General features: G+C 45.9%; 19 protein-coding genes. 17 read left to right on the top strand and 2 right to left on the bottom strand.

All coding sequences use genetic code 11. From position 1 onward, the window contains the following. Positions 1-8 precede the first annotated feature (8 nt). The 3 genes from rpiB to OCV77_RS09290 are packed head-to-tail and all read left to right on the top strand — an operon-like array spanning position 9 to position 2,330. Positions 9-461 (top strand): ribose 5-phosphate isomerase B, encoded by a 453-nt coding sequence (gene rpiB / locus OCV77_RS09280; protein ID WP_262574786.1) that lies wholly within the window; start codon positions 9-11, stop codon positions 459-461. A 48-nt stretch (positions 462-509) separates the two neighbouring features. After that, positions 510-1,139 (top strand): uracil phosphoribosyltransferase, encoded by a 630-nt coding sequence (upp, locus tag OCV77_RS09285; RefSeq protein ID WP_118797956.1) that lies wholly within the window; start codon positions 510-512, stop codon positions 1,137-1,139. A gap of 27 nt (positions 1,140-1,166) precedes the next feature. Beyond that, entirely contained in the window at positions 1,167-2,330 is a 1,164-nt protein-coding gene (locus tag OCV77_RS09290; protein WP_262575007.1) for a cell wall hydrolase, read from the top strand. 78 nt (positions 2,331-2,408) lie between these two features. Here the strand turns inward: OCV77_RS09290 and OCV77_RS09295 are convergent, their stop codons facing one another. After that, a complete protein-coding gene (locus tag OCV77_RS09295) occupies positions 2,409-2,885 on the bottom strand; it encodes a ribonuclease FAU-1 family protein (protein ID WP_118797958.1) in 477 nt (158 codons plus the stop codon). Positions 2,886-3,100: 215 nt separating this feature from the next. Here OCV77_RS09295 and OCV77_RS09300 point away from each other — a divergent pair, with 215 nt between their 5' ends. The 13 genes from OCV77_RS09300 to OCV77_RS09360 all read left to right on the top strand — a co-directional run bounded on the left by OCV77_RS09300 (position 3,101) and on the right by OCV77_RS09360 (position 14,515). Continuing rightward, positions 3,101-3,391 carry an AtpZ/AtpI family protein gene (locus OCV77_RS09300; protein WP_262574788.1) on the top strand — a complete coding sequence of 97 codons (291 nt, stop codon included), beginning with the start codon at positions 3,101-3,103 and terminating at the stop codon, positions 3,389-3,391. A 1-nt stretch (position 3,392) separates the two neighbouring features. Beyond that, entirely contained in the window at positions 3,393-3,848 is a 456-nt protein-coding gene (locus tag OCV77_RS09305) for a hypothetical protein (protein ID WP_262574789.1), read from the top strand. Positions 3,849-3,852: 4 nt separating this feature from the next. After that, positions 3,853-4,578 carry a F0F1 ATP synthase subunit A gene (atpB, locus tag OCV77_RS09310; RefSeq protein ID WP_262574791.1) on the top strand — a complete coding sequence of 242 codons (726 nt, stop codon included), beginning with the start codon at positions 3,853-3,855 and terminating at the stop codon, positions 4,576-4,578. A gap of 46 nt (positions 4,579-4,624) precedes the next feature. After that, complete coding sequence (atpE, locus tag OCV77_RS09315; protein ID WP_118797962.1) at positions 4,625-4,879, top strand: ATP synthase F0 subunit C; 255 nt, start codon at positions 4,625-4,627, stop codon at positions 4,877-4,879. 36 nt (positions 4,880-4,915) lie between these two features. Then, positions 4,916-5,434, top strand: coding sequence for a F0F1 ATP synthase subunit B (gene atpF, locus OCV77_RS09320; RefSeq protein WP_118797963.1), 519 nt, complete (start codon positions 4,916-4,918; stop codon positions 5,432-5,434). Beyond that, positions 5,422-5,976, top strand: a complete 555-nt coding sequence (gene atpH / locus OCV77_RS09325; protein WP_118797964.1) for an ATP synthase F1 subunit delta — start codon at positions 5,422-5,424, stop codon at positions 5,974-5,976. The genes atpF and atpH overlap by 13 nt, the downstream gene beginning before the upstream one ends. Positions 5,977-6,002: 26 nt before the next feature. Continuing rightward, positions 6,003-7,508, top strand: a complete 1,506-nt coding sequence (gene atpA / locus OCV77_RS09330) for a F0F1 ATP synthase subunit alpha (protein ID WP_262574792.1) — start codon at positions 6,003-6,005, stop codon at positions 7,506-7,508. 26 nt (positions 7,509-7,534) lie between these two features. Beyond that, positions 7,535-8,416 (top strand): ATP synthase F1 subunit gamma, encoded by an 882-nt coding sequence (atpG, locus tag OCV77_RS09335; RefSeq protein WP_262574793.1) that lies wholly within the window; start codon positions 7,535-7,537, stop codon positions 8,414-8,416. Between the two features lie 41 nt (positions 8,417-8,457). Next, on the top strand, positions 8,458-9,849 hold the full coding sequence (gene atpD, locus OCV77_RS09340; RefSeq protein ID WP_118797967.1) for a F0F1 ATP synthase subunit beta: 1,392 nt from the start codon (positions 8,458-8,460) through the stop codon (positions 9,847-9,849). Positions 9,850-9,860: 11 nt separating this feature from the next. Beyond that, entirely contained in the window at positions 9,861-10,265 is a 405-nt protein-coding gene (atpC, locus tag OCV77_RS09345; protein ID WP_118797968.1) for an ATP synthase F1 subunit epsilon, read from the top strand. Positions 10,266-10,420: 155 nt separating this feature from the next. Next, positions 10,421-10,810, top strand: coding sequence for a hypothetical protein (locus OCV77_RS09350; RefSeq protein WP_147371207.1), 390 nt, complete (start codon positions 10,421-10,423; stop codon positions 10,808-10,810). Positions 10,811-10,822: 12 nt separating this feature from the next. Continuing rightward, positions 10,823-11,980 (top strand): class I SAM-dependent methyltransferase, encoded by a 1,158-nt coding sequence (locus OCV77_RS09355; RefSeq protein WP_262574794.1) that lies wholly within the window; start codon positions 10,823-10,825, stop codon positions 11,978-11,980. Then, on the top strand, positions 11,981-14,515 hold the full coding sequence (locus OCV77_RS09360) for a hypothetical protein (RefSeq protein ID WP_262574796.1): 2,535 nt from the start codon (positions 11,981-11,983) through the stop codon (positions 14,513-14,515). A gap of 55 nt (positions 14,516-14,570) precedes the next feature. Here OCV77_RS09360 and OCV77_RS09365 read toward each other — a convergent pair whose 3' ends face one another. Then, complete coding sequence (locus OCV77_RS09365; protein WP_118797971.1) at positions 14,571-15,065, bottom strand: QueT transporter family protein; 495 nt, start codon at positions 15,063-15,065, stop codon at positions 14,571-14,573. 160 nt (positions 15,066-15,225) lie between these two features. Between OCV77_RS09365 and OCV77_RS09370 the strand changes: the two genes are divergently transcribed. After that, positions 15,226-18,237, top strand: coding sequence for an AAA domain-containing protein (locus tag OCV77_RS09370; RefSeq protein WP_262574797.1), 3,012 nt, complete (start codon positions 15,226-15,228; stop codon positions 18,235-18,237). Positions 18,238-18,290: the final 53 nt, after the last annotated feature.

The raw sequence follows: 18,290 nt of genomic DNA on the forward strand, positions 1-18,290 counted from the left end.
GAAAAGAAATGATAGCAATAGGCAGTGATCATGGTGGATACGACCTGAAAATGAAAATAATCGCACATCTGCAGGAGAGAGGACTGGAAGTAAAGGATTTTGGATGTTATGACAAGTCATCCTGTGATTATCCGGATTTTGGACAGGCAGCAGCCAGGGCAGTGGCAGACGGAAGCTGTGAAAAGGGGATCGTTGTCTGTACTACAGGAATCGGAATTTCCATTGCAGCCAATAAAGTGAAGGGGATCCGCTGTGCACTGTGCACCAATTCCTATCTTGCTAAAATGACAAGACTTCACAATGATGCCAATATGCTGGCTCTTGGCGAGGGGAATACAGGTGTAAATCTTGCCGTGGAAATAGTGGATACTTTTCTTGATACTCCTTTTTCGGGCGAGGAAAAACATGCAAGAAGGATCAGAAAACTGGAAATGGCAGCCGAAGAAACATCAAAAGACTGACAGATATAGAAGAAAATAAAATGTAAAAGAAGGTACGGAGGTAGAAAAATGGCAAGAACAGTCATCATGGATCATCCGCTGATCCAGCACAAAATTGGTTATATCAGGAGAACAGACACAGGTACCAAGAGCTTTCGTGAAACGATCAGCGAGATCGCAACTCTGATCTGCTATGAAGCAACCAGAGATCTTCAGCTTTCTGATGTGAAGATCCAGACACCTATCTGTGAGACAACAGTTAAGGAACTGAAGGGTAAGAAAATGGCGATCGTTCCAATCCTGAGAGCAGGACTTGGCATGGTAGATGGTATGCTGACACTGATCCCTGCGGCAAAGATCGGACATATCGGTCTTTACAGAGATCCCAAAACCTTAAAGCCCGTAGAGTATTACTGCAAGCTTCCTGCTGACTGTGCAGAGAGAGAGGTATTTGTAGTTGATCCCATGCTGGCTACAGGCGGCTCCTCTATTGCCGCAATCCAGATGCTGAAGGAGAGAGGCTGTAAGAATATCCGTTTCCTTTGCATTATTGCTGCACCAGAAGGTGTAAAGGCCATGCAGGAAGCACATCCGGATGTAGATATGTATATCGGCTCCCTGGATGAGAAGCTCAATGACCACGGGTATATCGTACCCGGTCTTGGAGATGCGGGTGACAGGATTTTCGGTACCAAATAAAGAACAGAAAGCAATGCGGTGAAACGGATGAAGGGAGCAGGCAGGCAGGTAGTCGCCGTATTGACAGCAACTGCGCTGCTTGCAGTTTCTGGACATACGACTGCTTATGCCGGAATCAAAGAAACAGAACAGAAGTTAAATGAGGCCAAGGAAGAGAAGAAAAAGACGGAAGAAGCTATTGGAGATACCAAGGAGGAAATTTCATCTCTTCAGGGTACGGTTGCGGGATTGCAGCAGCAGCTTAGCGGATTGAATGAAGATCTTGAAGAGGTCAGCAATAATCTGGCTGATCTCGAGAACAGGATCACTCAAAAAGAAGAAGAGATCACACAGACACAGGCTGAGCTCGAGGAAGCGAAACAGATCGAAGCTGATCAGTATGCAGCCATGAAAAAACGTATCCAGTTCATGTATGAAAAGAGAGATTATGTAATGCTGGAGGTCTTGTTCGGGTCAGCTGATTTCGCAGATCTGCTGAACCGGAATGATTATTTTGAACAGCTTTCTGCCTATGACAGAAAGAAGCTGACAGAATTTCAGGAAACAAGGGCAGCAGTAGAGGATAAGGAAGCTACTCTTCTGCAGGAAAAGGAAGATCTGGATGATCTGAAGGTAAAGGTAGAGGCAGAGCAGAGTAAGGTGTCCGGTCTTGTAAGCCAGACCTCCGGGGCGATTTCTGCAAATCAGCATCTGGTATCGGAAGCAGAGAAGGAAATGCTTGCCTATGAGCAGCAGCTTGCAGAGCAGAACAATAACATTGCGGAGCTGCAGAAACAACTGGAAGAAGAAAGAAGATTGTCCCTTCTGGCAGCACAGAGCAGGTGGAGAGATATTTCGGAGATCACCTTTGCAGAGGGAGACAGATATCTTCTGGCTAATCTGATCTACTGTGAAGCGGGTAATCAGCCTTATGCCGGACAGGTGGCTGTCGGAGCGGTCGTGATCAACCGTGTGAAGAGTGCAGTATTTCCGGACACGGTAGTGGGTGTCATCTATCAGAATAAACAGTTCTCACCGGTGGCTAGTGGGCGTCTCGCCCTTGCCCTCGCAGAAAACCACGCAACAGCTGCCTGCTATAAAGCAGCTGATGAGGCTATGGGTGGTGCGACTACAGTAGGAGACTGTCTGTTTTTCCGTACGCCGATAGAAGGACTGACAGGAACACAGATCGGCGGACACATCTTCTATTGATAAAAAAAATATCAGGTAAAAAGATGATCCTGACAATATGTGCGTGCAGAATTTCATACACATATCATCAGGATCATTTCAGTGGTACTGTGTAATATAGTAAGTTAAGGTGTTCAGCTGTCCGCCATAAATAATATGAAGCAGCTTGTCAAGCTGACGAAGGGATGCTTTCAGGGTATCCAGAGAAAGAGATCTGCATTCCAAAGCGGTCACAAGCTCGTCCAGATCCACAACCTTGACGAAGCCATCCGGATAAATGATGACATCAGCCAGAAGATCCGTAACGATCATGGTATTCTGTGTTTTATCAAAGTCATAGGAGACAATATCGCAGTACCAGTAAAGGAGACTGCCGTCTTCAGCGAGAAATTCACTTACCTTGAAGCCTTCCTTCAGGAAGTAACAGGAGCTTCCGTGATGGAGATCCTTTTTGGGATGGAGGGCCTTCCATGAGGTTACGATCCTGTCTTCATTCCATTCCAGAACAATATCGTCCTTCAGGAGAATACATTCATCGGGGATCAAGCGTCTTCTGTACAGTGCGGGATATGTCATGAGACTCCTCCTTTTTATGAAAAATTTGGATTATTTTAAAAATATTTTATGGAAATGTATTTTTCAAAATAGTACTCTTATATGTGCCAAAAGTCAACTGCCCTTTAGTGCAGAAAGTCAACTTTTACCTAGACATAAGATGTAAAACTGGGTATAATTAATAAATGTATGAAAAGGTCGGTTTTCAGGAACAGGCATGTGGAAGGAAGAGGCATTTGAAGTATAATCGGACCGTTTTTCAGGCACTGGCTATGATTGGCCAGTTCGGTATCAATATATTGGTTCCGGTAGGAGCATGTTCCTTTGCAGGAGGCGTTCTAGACAGATGGCTTGGCACCTCCTTTCTGGTCATTATCCTGTTTTTTGTAGGTGCGGTAGCAGGCTTTTGGAATATTTACCGTTTTTCCAGAAAGATCTTTGAAAAGCAAAGCGATGAAGAAGCATATCTTCATCGGGGCAGATCGAGATCCAGGAAAGAACGGAAAGGAAAAGCAGGAGAGAAGTAGGATGAAGGAATGGCTTCTGAAAGTAAACCGGACATTGTTCGAACTGGAAACGGGGATCCTTCTGTTTGCACTGGCCAGTCAGGTAGTGATCGCCTTTTTCCCGCAGAGAGGGGAATGGAGCAGAGGTCTGTGGATCGGGATCCTGACGGCATGTTTATGTGCTTTTCATATGTGGTACAGCCTGGATAAGGGACTTTCTCTTACGGAGAAAGGGGCAGCAGGTTATCTTGGCAGACAGAGTATGCTGAGAATGGCGGTTGTAGCTCTTGTTCTGGTTATCTGTGCTGTTACATCTGCAGGCAATCTTCTGACGGCATTTATTGGTGTGATGGGGCTGAAGGTATCAGCCTATCTGCAGCCAGTTACGAAGAAGATCAGCAGAGCAGTTTATGGGGAGGAGATCCTTCCTGATATCATAACAGAGAATCCTGTGGATGAACAGGAAACAAGGAGGTGAGAATATGGGGTATGGAACTCTGCTATCGCAGGGTGCAGACGTTGATTTCATGATACATGGCGTATTTTCCTATCAGCTGTTTGGACAGACGCTCTGGATCACTACCACACATGTGTGTGCTTTGATCGTCATGCTGATCATCATCGGTTTCTGTATTGCAGCAAACCGGATGCTGAAACATGCGACTGAGGTGCCTAGCGGTTTCCAGAATGTAGTGGAACTGTTAGTGGAGAAGCTGGATGGCATGGTCAGCGGTGTTATGGGAAAACAGGCAGTCAGGTTCAGGAATTATATTGGAACATTATTCTTCTTTATTTTCCTGAGTAATATATCAGGACTGTTTGGTCTCAGACCACCTACAGCAGACTATGGTGTAACCTTTGCACTGGCGCTGATGACCTTTACACTGATCCGGTTTAACGAGCTGAAATATCAGAAGCTTTCTGGTGTACTGAAGGGCTTATGCGATCCATGGCCGATCTGGGCGCCGATCAATATCATCGGTAATCTGGCGGTTCCGATTTCATTATCACTGCGTCTGTTCGCCAATATCCTGTCGGGTACAGCCATCATGGCACTGATCTATACGCTGCTTGGCAAGATCGCACTGATCTGGCCGGCTGCACTGCACGTGTACTTTGATATTTTCTCCGGTGCGATTCAGACCTATGTATTCTGTATGCTGACGATGACATACATCGCAGATGCATGCGGCGACGGAGAACCTTAAAAACGGTATTAATTAAACATGTATAACCTTAAGGAGGAAACAAGGAATGGAATTTAATAGTAATTTTATCTTAGGATGTTCAGCAATTGGTGCGGGACTTGCAGTTATCGCAGGTATCGGACCTGGTGTAGGACAGGGTATCGCAGCAGGACATGCAGCTGCAGCAGTAGGAAGAAATCCCGGAGCAAAATCTGATATTACTTCTACCATGCTTCTTGGACAGGCAGTTGCCGAGACAACAGGTCTTTATGGTCTGCTGATCGCAATCATCCTGTTATTCGTGCAGCCTCTGGTAAAATAAGAGCCTTGCGTAAAATAAAAGAAAGGAGGCTCACAGATGGAACCCAGAGTATTTGACCTTGACTTACAGCTGCTTGCAGATTCCGCACTGATGATCGTGGCGGTGTTTGTGCTGTTCCTGATCGCATCTTATCTGCTGTTCAATCCGGTCAGAGACATGATGGCCAAGAGACAGGCTAAGATCAAGGGAGAGCTGGATGATGCAGCGAAGGATAAGGAAGACGCAGCAGCGCTGAAGGCAGAATATGAAGAAAAGCTGAAAAACGTGGACAAGGAAGCGGAAGAGATCTTAAGCGATGCAAGAAAACGTGCACTCGCCAATGAAAACAGGATCGTGGCAGATGCCAAGGAAGAAGCTTCCAGGATCATTGAAAGAGCGAAAGTGGAAGCTGCCCTTGAAAAGGAAAAGGCGGCTGATGATATGAAACGTGAGATGGTCGTACTGGCATCCATGATCGCAGGCAAGGTAGTAAAGGCATCAATCGATACTACCGTGCAGGAGAGTCTTGTCAATGAAACATTAAAGGAAATAGGTGAGAGCACATGGCAAAGCTAGTTTCAAAAACATATGGTGAAGCTTTGTTTGAACTGGCAGTAGAGGAAGGCAGAGAGGACAGCCTCCTTGAGGAGATCATGGCTCTGAAAAAGATTCTTAAGGAGAACCCGGATTTTGAGAAATTAATGAATCATCCGAAGATCCTGAAGGAGGATAAGCTTGCGGTGCTCGACCGTGTATTCAAGGGAGAGCTTTCCGATGAACTGACAGGCTTTCTCCGTATCATTGTGACAAAGGACAGATACAAGGAAATTGATGCCATTCTTGATTACATCATTCTGGAGATCAAGAAAAAGAAGGGTATCGGTATCGCCTATGTGACAACAGCAGTTCCTCTTAATGAAGCAAAGCAGAAAGAAGTAGAACAAAAACTTCTTGCCACCACCGCTTTTAAGAAGATGGAAATGCATTTCCAGGTGGAAGAAGAGCTGATCGGCGGAGTGATCATCCGGATCGGCGACAGAGTTGTGGACAGCAGTATCCGTACGAAGCTTTACGAGATGCGCAGGCAGCTTTTGAAATCATCAGAAAGTAAGCAGTAAAATATGAAGAAAGGTGCGTAAGATACATGAATTTAAGACCGGAAGAAATCAGTTCCGTGATCAAAGAGCAGATCAAACGATATGCATCGGAACTTGAAGTATCAGATGTCGGCACTGTCATTCAGGTAGCCGATGGTATCGCACGTGTGCATGGTCTTGAAAATGCAATGCAGGGAGAGCTTCTTGAGTTCCCCGGAGAAGTATACGGCATGGTTCTCAACCTTGAGGAAGACAATGTCGGTGTTGTACTTCTGGGAAGCCAGAGAAACATCAGCGAAGGTGACACTGTAAAGACCACCGGAAGAGTGGTTGAGGTTCCCGTAGGTGACTGCATGCTGGGCCGTGTTGTGAATGCTCTTGGACAGCCGATTGACGGCAAGGGCCCCATTCAGACAGACAGATACCGTAAGATCGAAAGAGTAGCATCCGGCGTCATCACAAGAAAATCAGTAGATACCCCTCTTCAGACGGGTATTAAGGCGATTGATTCCATGGTTCCCATCGGAAGAGGCCAGAGAGAGCTGATCATTGGTGACAGACAGACAGGAAAGACGGCTATTGCCATCGATACAATTATTAACCAGAAGGGACAGGGCGTAAAGTGTATTTATGTAGCGATCGGCCAGAAGGCTTCTACCGTAGCAACGATCGTTAAGACACTGGAGGATGCAGGTGCCCTTGCCTATACAACCGTTGTTGCAGCGACAGCAAGTGAGCTGGCACCACTCCAGTACATTGCTCCCTATTCAGGCTGTGCAATCGGTGAAGAGTGGATGGAGAACGGAGAAGACGTACTGGTTGTTTATGACGACTTAACCAAGCACGCGGCTGCATATCGTACGCTTTCCCTGCTTCTTAAGAGACCGCCGGGCCGTGAGGCATATCCTGGAGACGTATTCTATCTGCATTCCAGACTGCTTGAAAGAGCAGCGCGTATGAGTGATGAGTACGGCGGAGGATCCCTGACAGCACTTCCGATCATTGAGACCCAGGCAGGAGATGTTTCTGCATATATTCCTACCAACGTTATTTCCATTACTGACGGACAGATCTATCTGGAAACAGAAATGTTCAATTCCGGATTCCGCCCTGCAGTAAATGCAGGTCTTTCTGTATCCCGTGTAGGTGGTGCAGCACAGATCAAGGCAATGAAGAAGATCGCAGCCCCTATCCGTGTGGAGCTTGCACAGTACAGAGAGCTGGCATCCTTTGCACAGTTTGGATCCGAACTGGATGCAGATACCAGAGAGAAGCTTGCACAGGGTGAAAGGATCAAGGAAGTATTAAAGCAGCCTCAGTACAATCCCATGCCGGTACAGTATCAGGTTATCATCATTTATGCGGTAACCAAGAAGTATCTGCTGGATGTTCCCACAGAGGATATTACCAGATTTGAAACTGAGTTCTTTGAGTTCCTGGATACCAAGTTCCCAGAAGTACCTTCTGCGATCGCAGCAGAGCAGGTTATTTCCGAGGAAACAGAGCAGAAGCTTGTGAAAGCCCTTGAGGAGTTCAAGAAGACCTTTAAATAAAGCAGTAGAAAGACAGGTGATTAATTATGGCCTCAATGAGAGACATAAAAAGGCGCAAGAGCAGTATTCAGAGCACCCAGCAGATTACCAAAGCCATGAAGCTTGTTTCTACTGTTAAGCTGCAGAGAGCACGGCAGAATGCAGAAAAGTCCGAAGATTATTTCCATGCCATGTACAGTACTGTACAGTCTATCCTGGGACGTACCGGCAGCCTTGAGCACCGGTATCTGAAGCCGGGAGAGGGTGGAAAGAAAGCCGTTATCGTTATTACCTCTAACAGGGGACTGGCAGGCGGCTACAACTCCAATGTGGTTAAGCTGATCACAAGGGGAGAGCTGAAGGACGAAGACTTAAGTATTTATGCAATCGGTAAAAAAGGAAAGGAAGCCTTACAGAAGAATTATGAGATCAAGGCTGACTATTCCTATGTAATCGAGGAGCCTGCCTACGCAGATGCCATGGCGATCAGCAAGGAAGTGCTCAGTGCCTTTGAGAATGGCGAGATCAGTGAGATCTATCTTGCCTATACCGGGTTTAAAAATACGGTAGTGCATGTTCCTACTCTGGTTAAGCTCCTTCCGGTGGAAGTTTCAGAAGAAACATCCGGAAAGACCGGTGAGGCAGTAAAGGAAGCAGAGGATGATAACAGAGCACCCATGAACTTTGAGCCTGAGGACGAAGAAGCACTGGATATGATCATTCCCAAATATGTAACCAGTCTGATCTACGGTGGTATGATCGAAGCCGTAGCAAGTGAGAATGGTGCGAGAATGCAGGCAATGGATTCTGCAACCAGCAATGCAGAGGATATGATCAGCAGCCTGTCACTGCTTTACAACAGAGCAAGACAGGGATCCATTACACAGGAATTAACAGAAATCATTGCAGGAGCAAATGCAATATCATAGATATCATGAGAGGTATGGTATCAGTAAACTAGGAGGAAGAAATGGCAGATTTAAAAAGCTCAGGAAAGATCACGCAGATTGTCGGCGCCGTACTGGATCTGAAGTTTACGGGCAGACTTCCCGAGATTAACGAAGCTGTTAGAATTCCTTTGGAGGACGGCAGTGCGCTGACCGTGGAGGTAGCGCAGCATCTGGGAGATGATACTGTCAGATGTATCGCGATGGGTACCACCGACGGACTGAAGAGAGGCATGGATGCAGTAGCAACCGGCGCTCCCATCAGTGTACCGGTAGGTGAGAACACACTGGGGCGTATCTTTAACGTACTTGGCAATCCCATTGATAATAAGCCGGCTCCCGAAGGAGTAAGCTATGAGCCGATTCACAGACCGGCTCCCGAATTTGTAGAGCAGTCCACACAGCAGGAGCTGCTGGAAACTGGTATTAAAGTCGTTGACCTTCTCTGTCCTTACCAGAAGGGTGGAAAGATCGGACTTTTTGGTGGTGCTGGTGTAGGTAAGACAGTCCTGATCCAGGAGCTGATCAGAAATATCGCAACCGAGCACGGCGGCTATTCCGTATTTACCGGAGTAGGTGAAAGAACAAGAGAGGGAAATGACCTGTATCACGAAATGACAGAGTCTGGCGTTATTGATAAGACTACCATGGTATTTGGTCAGATGAATGAGCCCCCCGGAGCGAGAATGAGAGTTGGTCTTACCGGACTTACCATGGCAGAGTACTTCCGTGATAAGGGTGGTAAGGATGTCCTTCTTTTCATTGATAATATTTTCCGTTTTACCCAGGCAGGTTCCGAGGTGTCCGCACTTCTCGGCCGTATGCCTTCTGCGGTAGGTTATCAGCCTACACTGCAGACTGAGATGGGTGCTCTGCAGGAGCGTATCACCTCTACCAGAAACGGATCCATTACTTCTGTTCAGGCAGTTTATGTGCCTGCGGATGACTTGACTGACCCGGCACCGGCAACAACCTTTGCCCATCTGGATGCAACAACCGTATTATCACGTTCTATCGTAGAGCTTGGTATTTATCCGGCAGTGGATCCTTTGGAGTCCACCTCCAGAATTCTGGATCCCAGAGTTGTTGGCGAAGAGCATTATGAGGTTGCCAGAGGCGTACAGGAGATTCTGCAGAAATATAAGGAACTGCAGGATATTATCGCAATCCTTGGTATGGATGAGCTTTCTGAAAGCGACAAGCTTGTTGTTTCCAGAGCAAGAAAGGTACAGAGATTCTTATCCCAGCCTTTCTTCGTTGCAGGACAGTTTACCGGGCTTCCCGGAAAATATGTGCCGATCAACGAAACCATCCGTGGATTTAAGGAGATTCTGGAAGGTAAGCATGATGACATACCGGAAAGCTATTTCCTGAATGCAGGAAGCATTGATGATGTACTTGCCCGTGTTAAGTAGGGAGGGTACCTATGGCAGATAATCAGTTATTTACACTTAAGATCATTACTCCTGACAGAGTTTTCTATGAAGGAGAGGCCTCCATGGTGGAGTTCAATACCACTGAGGGAGAGATCGGAGTTTACAAAATGCACGTACCGACAACCGTGATCGTAAGTCCGGGTGTCCTGACGATCACAGAGGCTGAGGGTCAGAAGCATGCAGCACTGCATGCGGGCTTTGTGGAGATCCTTCCAGAGAAGGTGACTATACTGGCAGAGATCATCGAGTGGCCGGAGGAGATCGATCTGGATCGTGCAGACCGTGCGAAGGAACGTGCCGAAGAGAGACTTCGTTCCAAAACACCGGAAACCGATATTTTGCGGGCAGAGACAGCACTCCAGAGAGCACTTGCCCGTATTCATGTACTGAAATAAGCCGGGAAGCGAAAGCAGACGGTGAATATGGGATTTATACGGGGGCAGATAGTATCTGCCCCTGTTTTCCGGTTGCGGGATGTAAAAGCAGAAGCAGGGAACAAAAACGGAAGGCTGTTCATATGATAAGGATAAAGAAGCCAGGAGTCTTTTTTATGTATGAGCGCAAAATTCTGCCTTTTTATATGACATATCCGCTTCCTCTGTATTATCAGGAGGAAGATACGATCCTGAAGGATCTTGAGTATCTTCAGCAGATGTATCCGGCAGACGCCAGAAAATATCAGAAGAAAATAGCGGAAATTTTGGATAAACTTGACTATGAAGGCAGCATGATCTATGATGAATTTCCAGACAGATGGCAGTTGTATAAGCTCTCATCCGATATCCTTGACAGGATCAGAAGAGAGGAAGAAAAAAATGAAAGCAAAGAGCAGGCTCCGCCAGAAAAATGGCAATGGGCAGGTGATCTGATCCAGATCCTGCTTTTTTATGAAATATATAAGAGAAGACACGATTCCCACAGGGGGATTCTGCGGTTTTAGAAAGAGGATAGCATGGAAGAACTGAGGATGGCACTAGACCTTCTTCTGTCAGAGGGACTTTCGGAGATTATAATCAGTAACCCGAGACAGAAGGAAGGTACTGTAAAAGTAAAAATAAGACCAGTTCTTTTAAAGGAACAGCTTATGTTCCAGGTCACCCGTTTCCGGGGCAAACAGGTTTTCCATGAAAATCTTGACAGGGAACAGGCAAAAGAAGAGATCGAGGCTCTTCTGACAGGGGATTTCAGGCAGCTTGAGGGTGAAAACAGAGGGAAAAAGCTTCTTGTCCTTGTGAGCAAAAAAGGGAAAATGACAGTAAAATGGACTGGAAAGCAGACAAAAATGCAGCCGGCAACAGCAGTGCAGGCTCTTTCCCATAACAGAAAAAAGAAATATCTGCTGGAAGAGGGGATACCGGTTCCATTTCTGGTTGATCTTGGTGTGCAGACAATAGATGGCAGGATCGTACATGCCAGATATGATAAATTCCGTCAGATCAATCGTTATCTGGAATTTGTGGAGGATATCCTCCCTGTTTTTTCAAAGGACGAATGTATCCATATTATTGATTTTGGCTGTGGTAAGTCCTATCTGACTTTTGCCCTGTATTATTACTTACATGAAAAGAAAGGCTATCAGATAGCGATCACAGGACTTGATCTGAAGGAAGATGTGATCGGCCATTGCAGTGCCCTGGCTGAGAAGTATGGGTATGAGGCGCTGCATTTTGAAAAAGGAGATATTGCCGGGTTTACGGGAGCAGACCACGTGGACATGGTGGTGACACTGCATGCCTGTGATACAGCTACAGATTATGCGCTGCAAAAGGCAGTGGGCTGGGGAGCAAGAGTGATCCTTTCCGTACCCTGCTGTCAGCATGAGGTCAATAAACAGATCAGGAATGAAGCGCTTGCACCGGTGCTGAAATATGGTCTGATCAGGGAGAGAATGTCAGCGCTTCTGACTGATGCGATCCGGGCAGATCTTCTGGAGGAGCATGGCTATGACACGCAGATCCTGGAATTTATTGATATGGAGCATACACCGAAGAACATCCTGATCCGTGCGGTAAAGGGCAGAGGGAAAAAGGATACCGGTATCCAGAGGCTGACGGAGGAGCTTCAGGTGCATACAACCCTGCAGAAACTTTTTGAACAGACGGAGAGCTAAATGAAGAAGTATATCATAAAGGCAATAATTGTGATTGCTGTATTTTTCATGTCAATGACAGTGATCAGCAGAGTGATGAACAAGGGAAATACGGATATGACAGTAGAGATGTCAAAGGCATCTTACCCAGTGATCACAATGCAGTATCAGGGAATAGAGATCAATACACTGCATGGCTATGCAGATGCCATGGAGATCAATTATATGCGGGAGGCCATCACTCCATTAATGGAGGGTAGACGGGTATCCTGCAAGATTTCGTGCTATGGACAGGAAATAGAAGGAATCCGCTATGAGGTTCGTAGTCTCGACGGGGAGCGGCTTGTAGAGGATACAGCTATACCAGAATTTTCCGAGGAAAATGATGAGATCACGGTGAACTTCGGACTGAAGGATCTGATCGACAGCGGCAGGGAATATATGCTGGTGATGATCCTGACTACTTCCTCAGGGAATGAGATCCGTTATTATACGAGGGTTCTGTATGGAGATAATTATTATGCGGCTGAAAAGCTGGATTATGTACTGGATTTTTCTGAACGCACATTTGACAAGGAGCGGGCAAAGGAGCTGACGAAGTATCTGGAGTCCAATTCAGAAGGAGATAATACTACGCTTGGGAAAGTGACAATCCACAGCAGCTTTCAGCAGGTGACCTGGGGGAGCCTTTCTGTCAAAAAACTGGCAGAGCCAAGGATCACAGTCAGGGAACTGGCGTCCCAGACAGCGAGCATCCTGTTAGACTATATGGTTTATGAAGGCAGCGGGAAAAATACCATTTATTATCAGGTAGAGGAATTTTACCGGATCCGTTATACATCAGATCGTATGTATCTGCTGGATTATGAGAGAACCATGAACCAGGTTTTTGATGATTCTGGCAAGGTCTTTGGCAATAAGAAGATTTATCTTGGAATCACTGGAGACGAGGTTCCTCTTACGGAGAGCAGCGGTGGTGGAGTGGCAGCATTTGTCACGGGACGGAGGCTGTACAGCTATAATATTGCAGACAATAAGCTGGCCTATCTGTTTGGTTTTACGGACCAGGACAATCAGGATGAGAGGGACAGCTACGATAAACATGACATCCAGATCCTGAATGTGGACGAGGGTGGCAATGTGACCTTTATGGTATATGGCTACATGAACCGCGGCCGGCATGAGGGAAAGGTTGGAATTTCAGTTTATTATTATGATGGTGCGGTGAACACTATAGAAGAAATGCTTTATGTTCCAAGCAGTCAGTCACCGGAGCTTCTCATGGCAGAGGTCAAGGAGCTGTCTTATATCAATAAGGGTGGTACGCTGTATCTCCTGCTCGACAATGTCCTGTATGGCATCAGCTCGGCCAGCCGCTCCTGTGATGTGATCGTCAAGGATCTGAAGGAGGGCTGCTATCAGGTATCGGACAGTAATCAAATGGTCGTCTGGCAGAAGGAAAATGAGCTTTATGAAGGAACAGAGCTGATCCTGATGAATCTGAATACTGGTGTACAGAGTCATATCAAAGCCGAAAACGGAGAGGCGATCGCTCCTATCGGTTTTATCGGGGATGATCTGATCTACGGAGCTGCAAGAAAAGATGATATTGTGCCGGATGAAACGGGAAATCTGGTATTTCCCATGTACAGTGTCAGGATCGAAAACGAAACGGAAGGTATTTTAAAGGAATATCATCAGGAAGGCATTTATGTCACTTCCGGCAGTGTAAATGGAAATCAGATCAATTTAAAGAGAGTGACCCGTACAGAAGCAGGAACCTATGAATCGGTTAGTGATGACCAGATCATCAATGCAGAAACACAGACAGAAAGCAGTAATTATCTGGAAACTGTTGCAGTGGATCTTTATGAAACAGTAACGCAGATCGCGCTGAAGGAAGACATCAATACAGACTCTATGAAGCATCTGACACCGAGAGAAGTGCTTTTTGAAGGCGGAAGAAATATTGTGATCGCTGCTTCCCAGGAGCGGGGTGACAGATACTATGTCTATGGAAAGAATGGTGTGGAAGGTATTTTCATGAATGAAGGAAATGCCGTGAGGCTTGCTAGTGATGTATCCGGCGTAGTGGTAGATGATACCGGCTCTTATATCTGGATGAAGGGCAATCGGAGCCTGAAGAACCAGATCATGGCAATTCAGGGAATGGCAGCGGAAGAGAATCAGGGAAGCCTTGCCGTATGTCTGGATACGATCCTTGAATATGAGGGAATCAGCAGAAATACCCAGTATCTTCTGGACCGGGGAGAGGGTGTCCTGCAGATCCTGAAGGATAATCTGGAGCAGACCAGAGTACTGGATCTGACTGGTGTCAGCCTCGACAGTGTGCTTTACTATGTCAATCAGGATATCCCGGTGCTTGTCATGACAGAAGAGGGGGAAGCGGTGCTTCTGATCGGATTCAATGAGATGAACACGGTGATCATGAATCCGGCAACCGGAACAGTTTACAAGATGGGAATGAATGATTCCAAAGACTGGTTTGAAAAGAATGGAAACCGCTTTATTACTTATGTAAGAATGGAGCAGTAACAGAAAAAGAAGATACCCCGGAAGTGATGGTTCACGGATCACTTCCGGGGTTTCATTAGTCCTTAAAAAGGACAGAAGCATATTTCTGCAGGGCAAACAGCAGGAGCATTCCCAGGACACCGCAGGAAATGATCTCTCCGGCTGTTACAGTTACAAGGGAAAACCAGATGGGCTTTACCCCATAGGCAAAGTAAAGAACCGGGGGGATGATCAGGGCATTGGCGAGGATCGGAGGCACGGGAGCGAGCCATTTATACTTGCGAAGAAGCCTTGTGAAAACAGCTCCAAGCAGAGTGGCCAGTGTTCCGAAGATAATATCCGGAAGGGCGCATCCTGTCAGGATGTTTGCCAAAAGACAGCCTACTGTAAGGCCCGGCACTGCGGAAACGGTAAAGTAGGGCAGGATCGTGAGTGCTTCGGAAAAACGGATCTGTACCGCTCCGGAGGCGATGCCAAGCAGATTGGCGATAAAGGTGAGCACAATATAAAGTGCTGCGATCATTGCAGCCTGTGCAAGGCGCAATACGTGTTTGTTACGTGTCTGTTCCATATTTTTTCTCCTTTAGTATTTTTTTTACGAGTGGAAGGTCTCGAACACTCGGGTGTGAACCTTTATGAGTATAGCATGAGGTGGGAAAAAGTCAAGTTTTCTGGTATGATAAAGGAAACAGCTGATAAAACAGACAGTGATCATACAGAGTGGGAAATTTATGAAAACGATAAGTCGTGATATTTTCAGAGCGATCCATGAAAATAAATGGCTCAGTATTGAATACAAAAACAAACAGGAAGAAATCACAAAGTACTGGATTGGGATTATAGATGTCAATCCGCTTACAAAAACACTTCTGGTGGAAGGCTTGCATCTGGAGAAGTGCACGATTTTGGAACTGCATATCTATCTGGATTCTATTCTGTCTTCTACAGTGATAGAAGGCTCCTATTATGAAGTACCGGAAATGCTGAAAGAAGATATCTGCAGGAATCCTCACCGGTATGAGTCCATTTTTCATAATGTATCAAATCTGAAGCTTCTGAATTACTATATAGACTGCAACAGGCTGGATGCGGTTCCCTATAAAACGGAATACAGCCTGCTCCGCTATTTTGACGGGGACTGTATCAGAAGAGGGGATTATCATCTGACCGGCGAGCAGTTCCGGGAGATCATTACCGGTTTCCAGTATGGCAGTGCCAGCACTTCCGGAAGCAGGAGAATCAAACAACTGGCGCTGAATGTTTTAAGTGTGCCAGTCAAACAGGGACTTTATGTGCTTGCTTACAGAGGAATGAGCCTTGATGTGAAGAACAGATGTCTCAAGCCTGCAGATGAAGTGACAATCTGTACGGAGTTTACGATAGATGGAAGCCAGCAGAGTATCCGGAAATTTCTGGATGCAGACGATTATGAGTTACTGAACGATTTTGAAAAGAATGCAGAGCTGATCAAGGACAGGATCACAGAGTGCAACAATCAGATCAGAGGTGTGGATGATATGCCATACCTTATAGCAATCGGAAGGAACATCCTGCTGGATCTTCATGAAGAATACAGAGCAATCGATGAAATGTTCCAGAAGGATGAGGTGACAGCACCGATACAGGCCTTTTTCGGAAATCTGGTGCAGGAGCCTGCCAGCAGAAAAGTATTTCCGATCGCACTTTTAAATAAGCAGATCAATCTGGATCAGCTTTTGGCCATTCATAATGCGATGAAATATCCGCTTGCCTATATCCAGGGACCGCCGGGAACCGGGAAAACCAATACGATCGTCAATACACTGGTAACAGCCTTTTTTAACGAGCAGACCGTTCTGTTTACTTCTTATAATAATCATCCGATTGATGGGGTGTGTGAAAAGCTGCAGAATATCCCGTATGGAAAGAAAGGGATGATCCCTTTTCCGGTGATAAGGCTTGGCAGTGATGACAGGGTGGCAGCGGCACTTGACTATATCAGAAAACTCTATGAAAGTACCAGAAGCATTAATATTTTCGAAGGTACACTGGAAAAAAGAAAATCGGACAGAGTAGTCAGGACAAGAAAACTGACAGCACTTTTGCAGAATTATGAGGAACGTTTGCGGCTCCTTGAAACAGAGGAGGCGATCCGCAGTCTGATGGATTCCAATAAACATCTGACTTTCCAGACACAGCTTCAGGGTGTGCAGCTGACACAGGTAAAAGAAAAGATCAGCAAAACAGAGGATATTACAGATGAAGAAGCACTGAAGCTGGTATTAGAGGATGAAGATGCTTTTAAAAATTATCTGTATTATACCTCTGCCAAGTGCATCAAGCGGCTGCAGGAGCCGAAAAATGCAGATCTTCTGGATATTGTGTATACGGAAAGCAAAGAGAAAAAGGTAAAAGCCTTCAATGATTATCTGAAAAAGGAAGAAAATCTGAAGAAATTCCAGAGGATCTTTCCCATTATTGCAACAACATCTATTTCAGCACACAAGATCGGAAATCCGGGTGTTCATTTTGACATGGTGGTGATGGATGAAGCCAGTCAGGGAAATATTGCAGTTTCTCTTGTCCCGATCCTACGGGGAGAAAGCCTTATGCTTGTCGGGGATCCGCAGCAGCTCAATCCGGTGATCCTGCTGAACCAGATTGAAAACCTGAAGCTCCGGAAGATGTATCATATTACAGATGAATATGATTATATCAAAAATTCTATTTATAAGGTTTATCTGGCATGTGATTCTGTCAGCAGGGAAATTCTGCTGAGCCATCACTACAGATGTAATGAAAAGATCATTCAGTTTAATAATAAGAAGTATTATAATAACAAGCTTAAGATATGCAGCCAGAGTAAGGAAGCCATGCCGCTGACCTTTGTGGATGTGCCGGATAATCAGACCTACAGTAAGAATACGGCACCACTTGAGGCAGATGAGATCGTAAAATATGCGGCCATGAACAAGGATAAAAAGATAGCCGTCATCACACCTTTTGCCAATCAGAGGGAGCTGATCAATGAAAAACTGAAGGAAAATGGACTCTCCAATATTTCCTGTGGTACAGTTCACGCTTTTCAGGGTGATGAAAAGGATGTGGTTCTTTTTTCCCTGGCATTGACAGACAGGACCGGGCAGGGAACGTATGAATGGCTGAAAAATAACAAGGAACTGATCAATGTGGCAGTATCCAGGGCAAAAGAGCGGCTGATCGTGCTTTCAAGTGATCAGGAGCTGGAAAGGCTGCATGCCGGCTCCGATGACGATGATCTGTATGAACTGGTGCAGTATGTGAAGCACAATGGGGAAACAAAGGTCACGCCGAAAACCAATGCGTCAAGAGCGCTTGGGATCAAGCCATACAGCACAGAAACAGAACAGGCCTTTCTGGAGAATCTGAACCATGCACTGGATAATGTGCTGAATACCAATCAGAAGTGTATTGTACAGAAAGAAGTCAGCCTTGCTCATGTATTTCAGGATAACAGTTCTTATAATGATCTGTTTTATACAGGAAGATTTGACTTCGTGGTCTATGAAAGACAGGGAAGGACCAAAGTGGATATCCCGATCCTGGCGATCGAGCTGGATGGAAGAGAGCACCAGGAAAATGCTGTTGTCATGGAGCGTGACAGGAAAAAGAATGAGATCTGCCGGGAGCATGGTTTTGAACTGATCCGGATCGAGAACACGTATGCAAGAAGATATCAGTTTATGAAGGAAATACTGATGAAATATTTTGCAAGTGTGAAATAAGGGAAGAAGGGCATAACCCCTCAGGATACTTCATAGAATGTAAAAAAGTATTC

Source organism: Suilimivivens aceti (assembly GCF_025567405.1).
Lineage (GTDB): Bacteria > Bacillota > Clostridia > Lachnospirales > Lachnospiraceae > Suilimivivens > Suilimivivens aceti.

Bases quoted from the DNA above. Each gene is read 5' to 3' on its own strand.
- atpD (WP_118797967.1), top strand. From the start codon at position 8,458: ATGGCAGATTTAAAAAGCTCAGGAAAGATCACGCAGATTGTCGGCGCC.
- OCV77_RS09295 (WP_118797958.1), bottom strand. From the start codon at position 2,885: ATGACATATCCCGCACTGTACAGAAGACGCTTGATCCCCGATGAATGT.
- OCV77_RS09355 (WP_262574794.1), top strand. From the start codon at position 10,823: ATGGAAGAACTGAGGATGGCACTAGACCTTCTTCTGTCAGAGGGACTT.
- atpG (WP_262574793.1), top strand. From the start codon at position 7,535: ATGGCCTCAATGAGAGACATAAAAAGGCGCAAGAGCAGTATTCAGAGC.
- atpF (WP_118797963.1), top strand. From the start codon at position 4,916: ATGGAACCCAGAGTATTTGACCTTGACTTACAGCTGCTTGCAGATTCC.
- atpB (WP_262574791.1), top strand. From the start codon at position 3,853: ATGGGGTATGGAACTCTGCTATCGCAGGGTGCAGACGTTGATTTCATG.
- atpH (WP_118797964.1), top strand. From the start codon at position 5,422: ATGGCAAAGCTAGTTTCAAAAACATATGGTGAAGCTTTGTTTGAACTG.
- rpiB (WP_262574786.1), top strand. From the start codon at position 9: ATGATAGCAATAGGCAGTGATCATGGTGGATACGACCTGAAAATGAAA.
- atpA (WP_262574792.1), top strand. From the start codon at position 6,003: ATGAATTTAAGACCGGAAGAAATCAGTTCCGTGATCAAAGAGCAGATC.
- OCV77_RS09290 (WP_262575007.1), top strand. From the start codon at position 1,167: ATGAAGGGAGCAGGCAGGCAGGTAGTCGCCGTATTGACAGCAACTGCG.
- OCV77_RS09370 (WP_262574797.1), top strand. From the start codon at position 15,226: ATGAAAACGATAAGTCGTGATATTTTCAGAGCGATCCATGAAAATAAA.
- upp (WP_118797956.1), top strand. From the start codon at position 510: ATGGCAAGAACAGTCATCATGGATCATCCGCTGATCCAGCACAAAATT.
- OCV77_RS09350 (WP_147371207.1), top strand. From the start codon at position 10,421: ATGTATGAGCGCAAAATTCTGCCTTTTTATATGACATATCCGCTTCCT.
- OCV77_RS09360 (WP_262574796.1), top strand. From the start codon at position 11,981: ATGAAGAAGTATATCATAAAGGCAATAATTGTGATTGCTGTATTTTTC.
- atpE (WP_118797962.1), top strand. From the start codon at position 4,625: ATGGAATTTAATAGTAATTTTATCTTAGGATGTTCAGCAATTGGTGCG.
- OCV77_RS09305 (WP_262574789.1), top strand. From the start codon at position 3,393: ATGAAGGAATGGCTTCTGAAAGTAAACCGGACATTGTTCGAACTGGAA.
- atpC (WP_118797968.1), top strand. From the start codon at position 9,861: ATGGCAGATAATCAGTTATTTACACTTAAGATCATTACTCCTGACAGA.
- OCV77_RS09365 (WP_118797971.1), bottom strand. From the start codon at position 15,065: ATGGAACAGACACGTAACAAACACGTATTGCGCCTTGCACAGGCTGCA.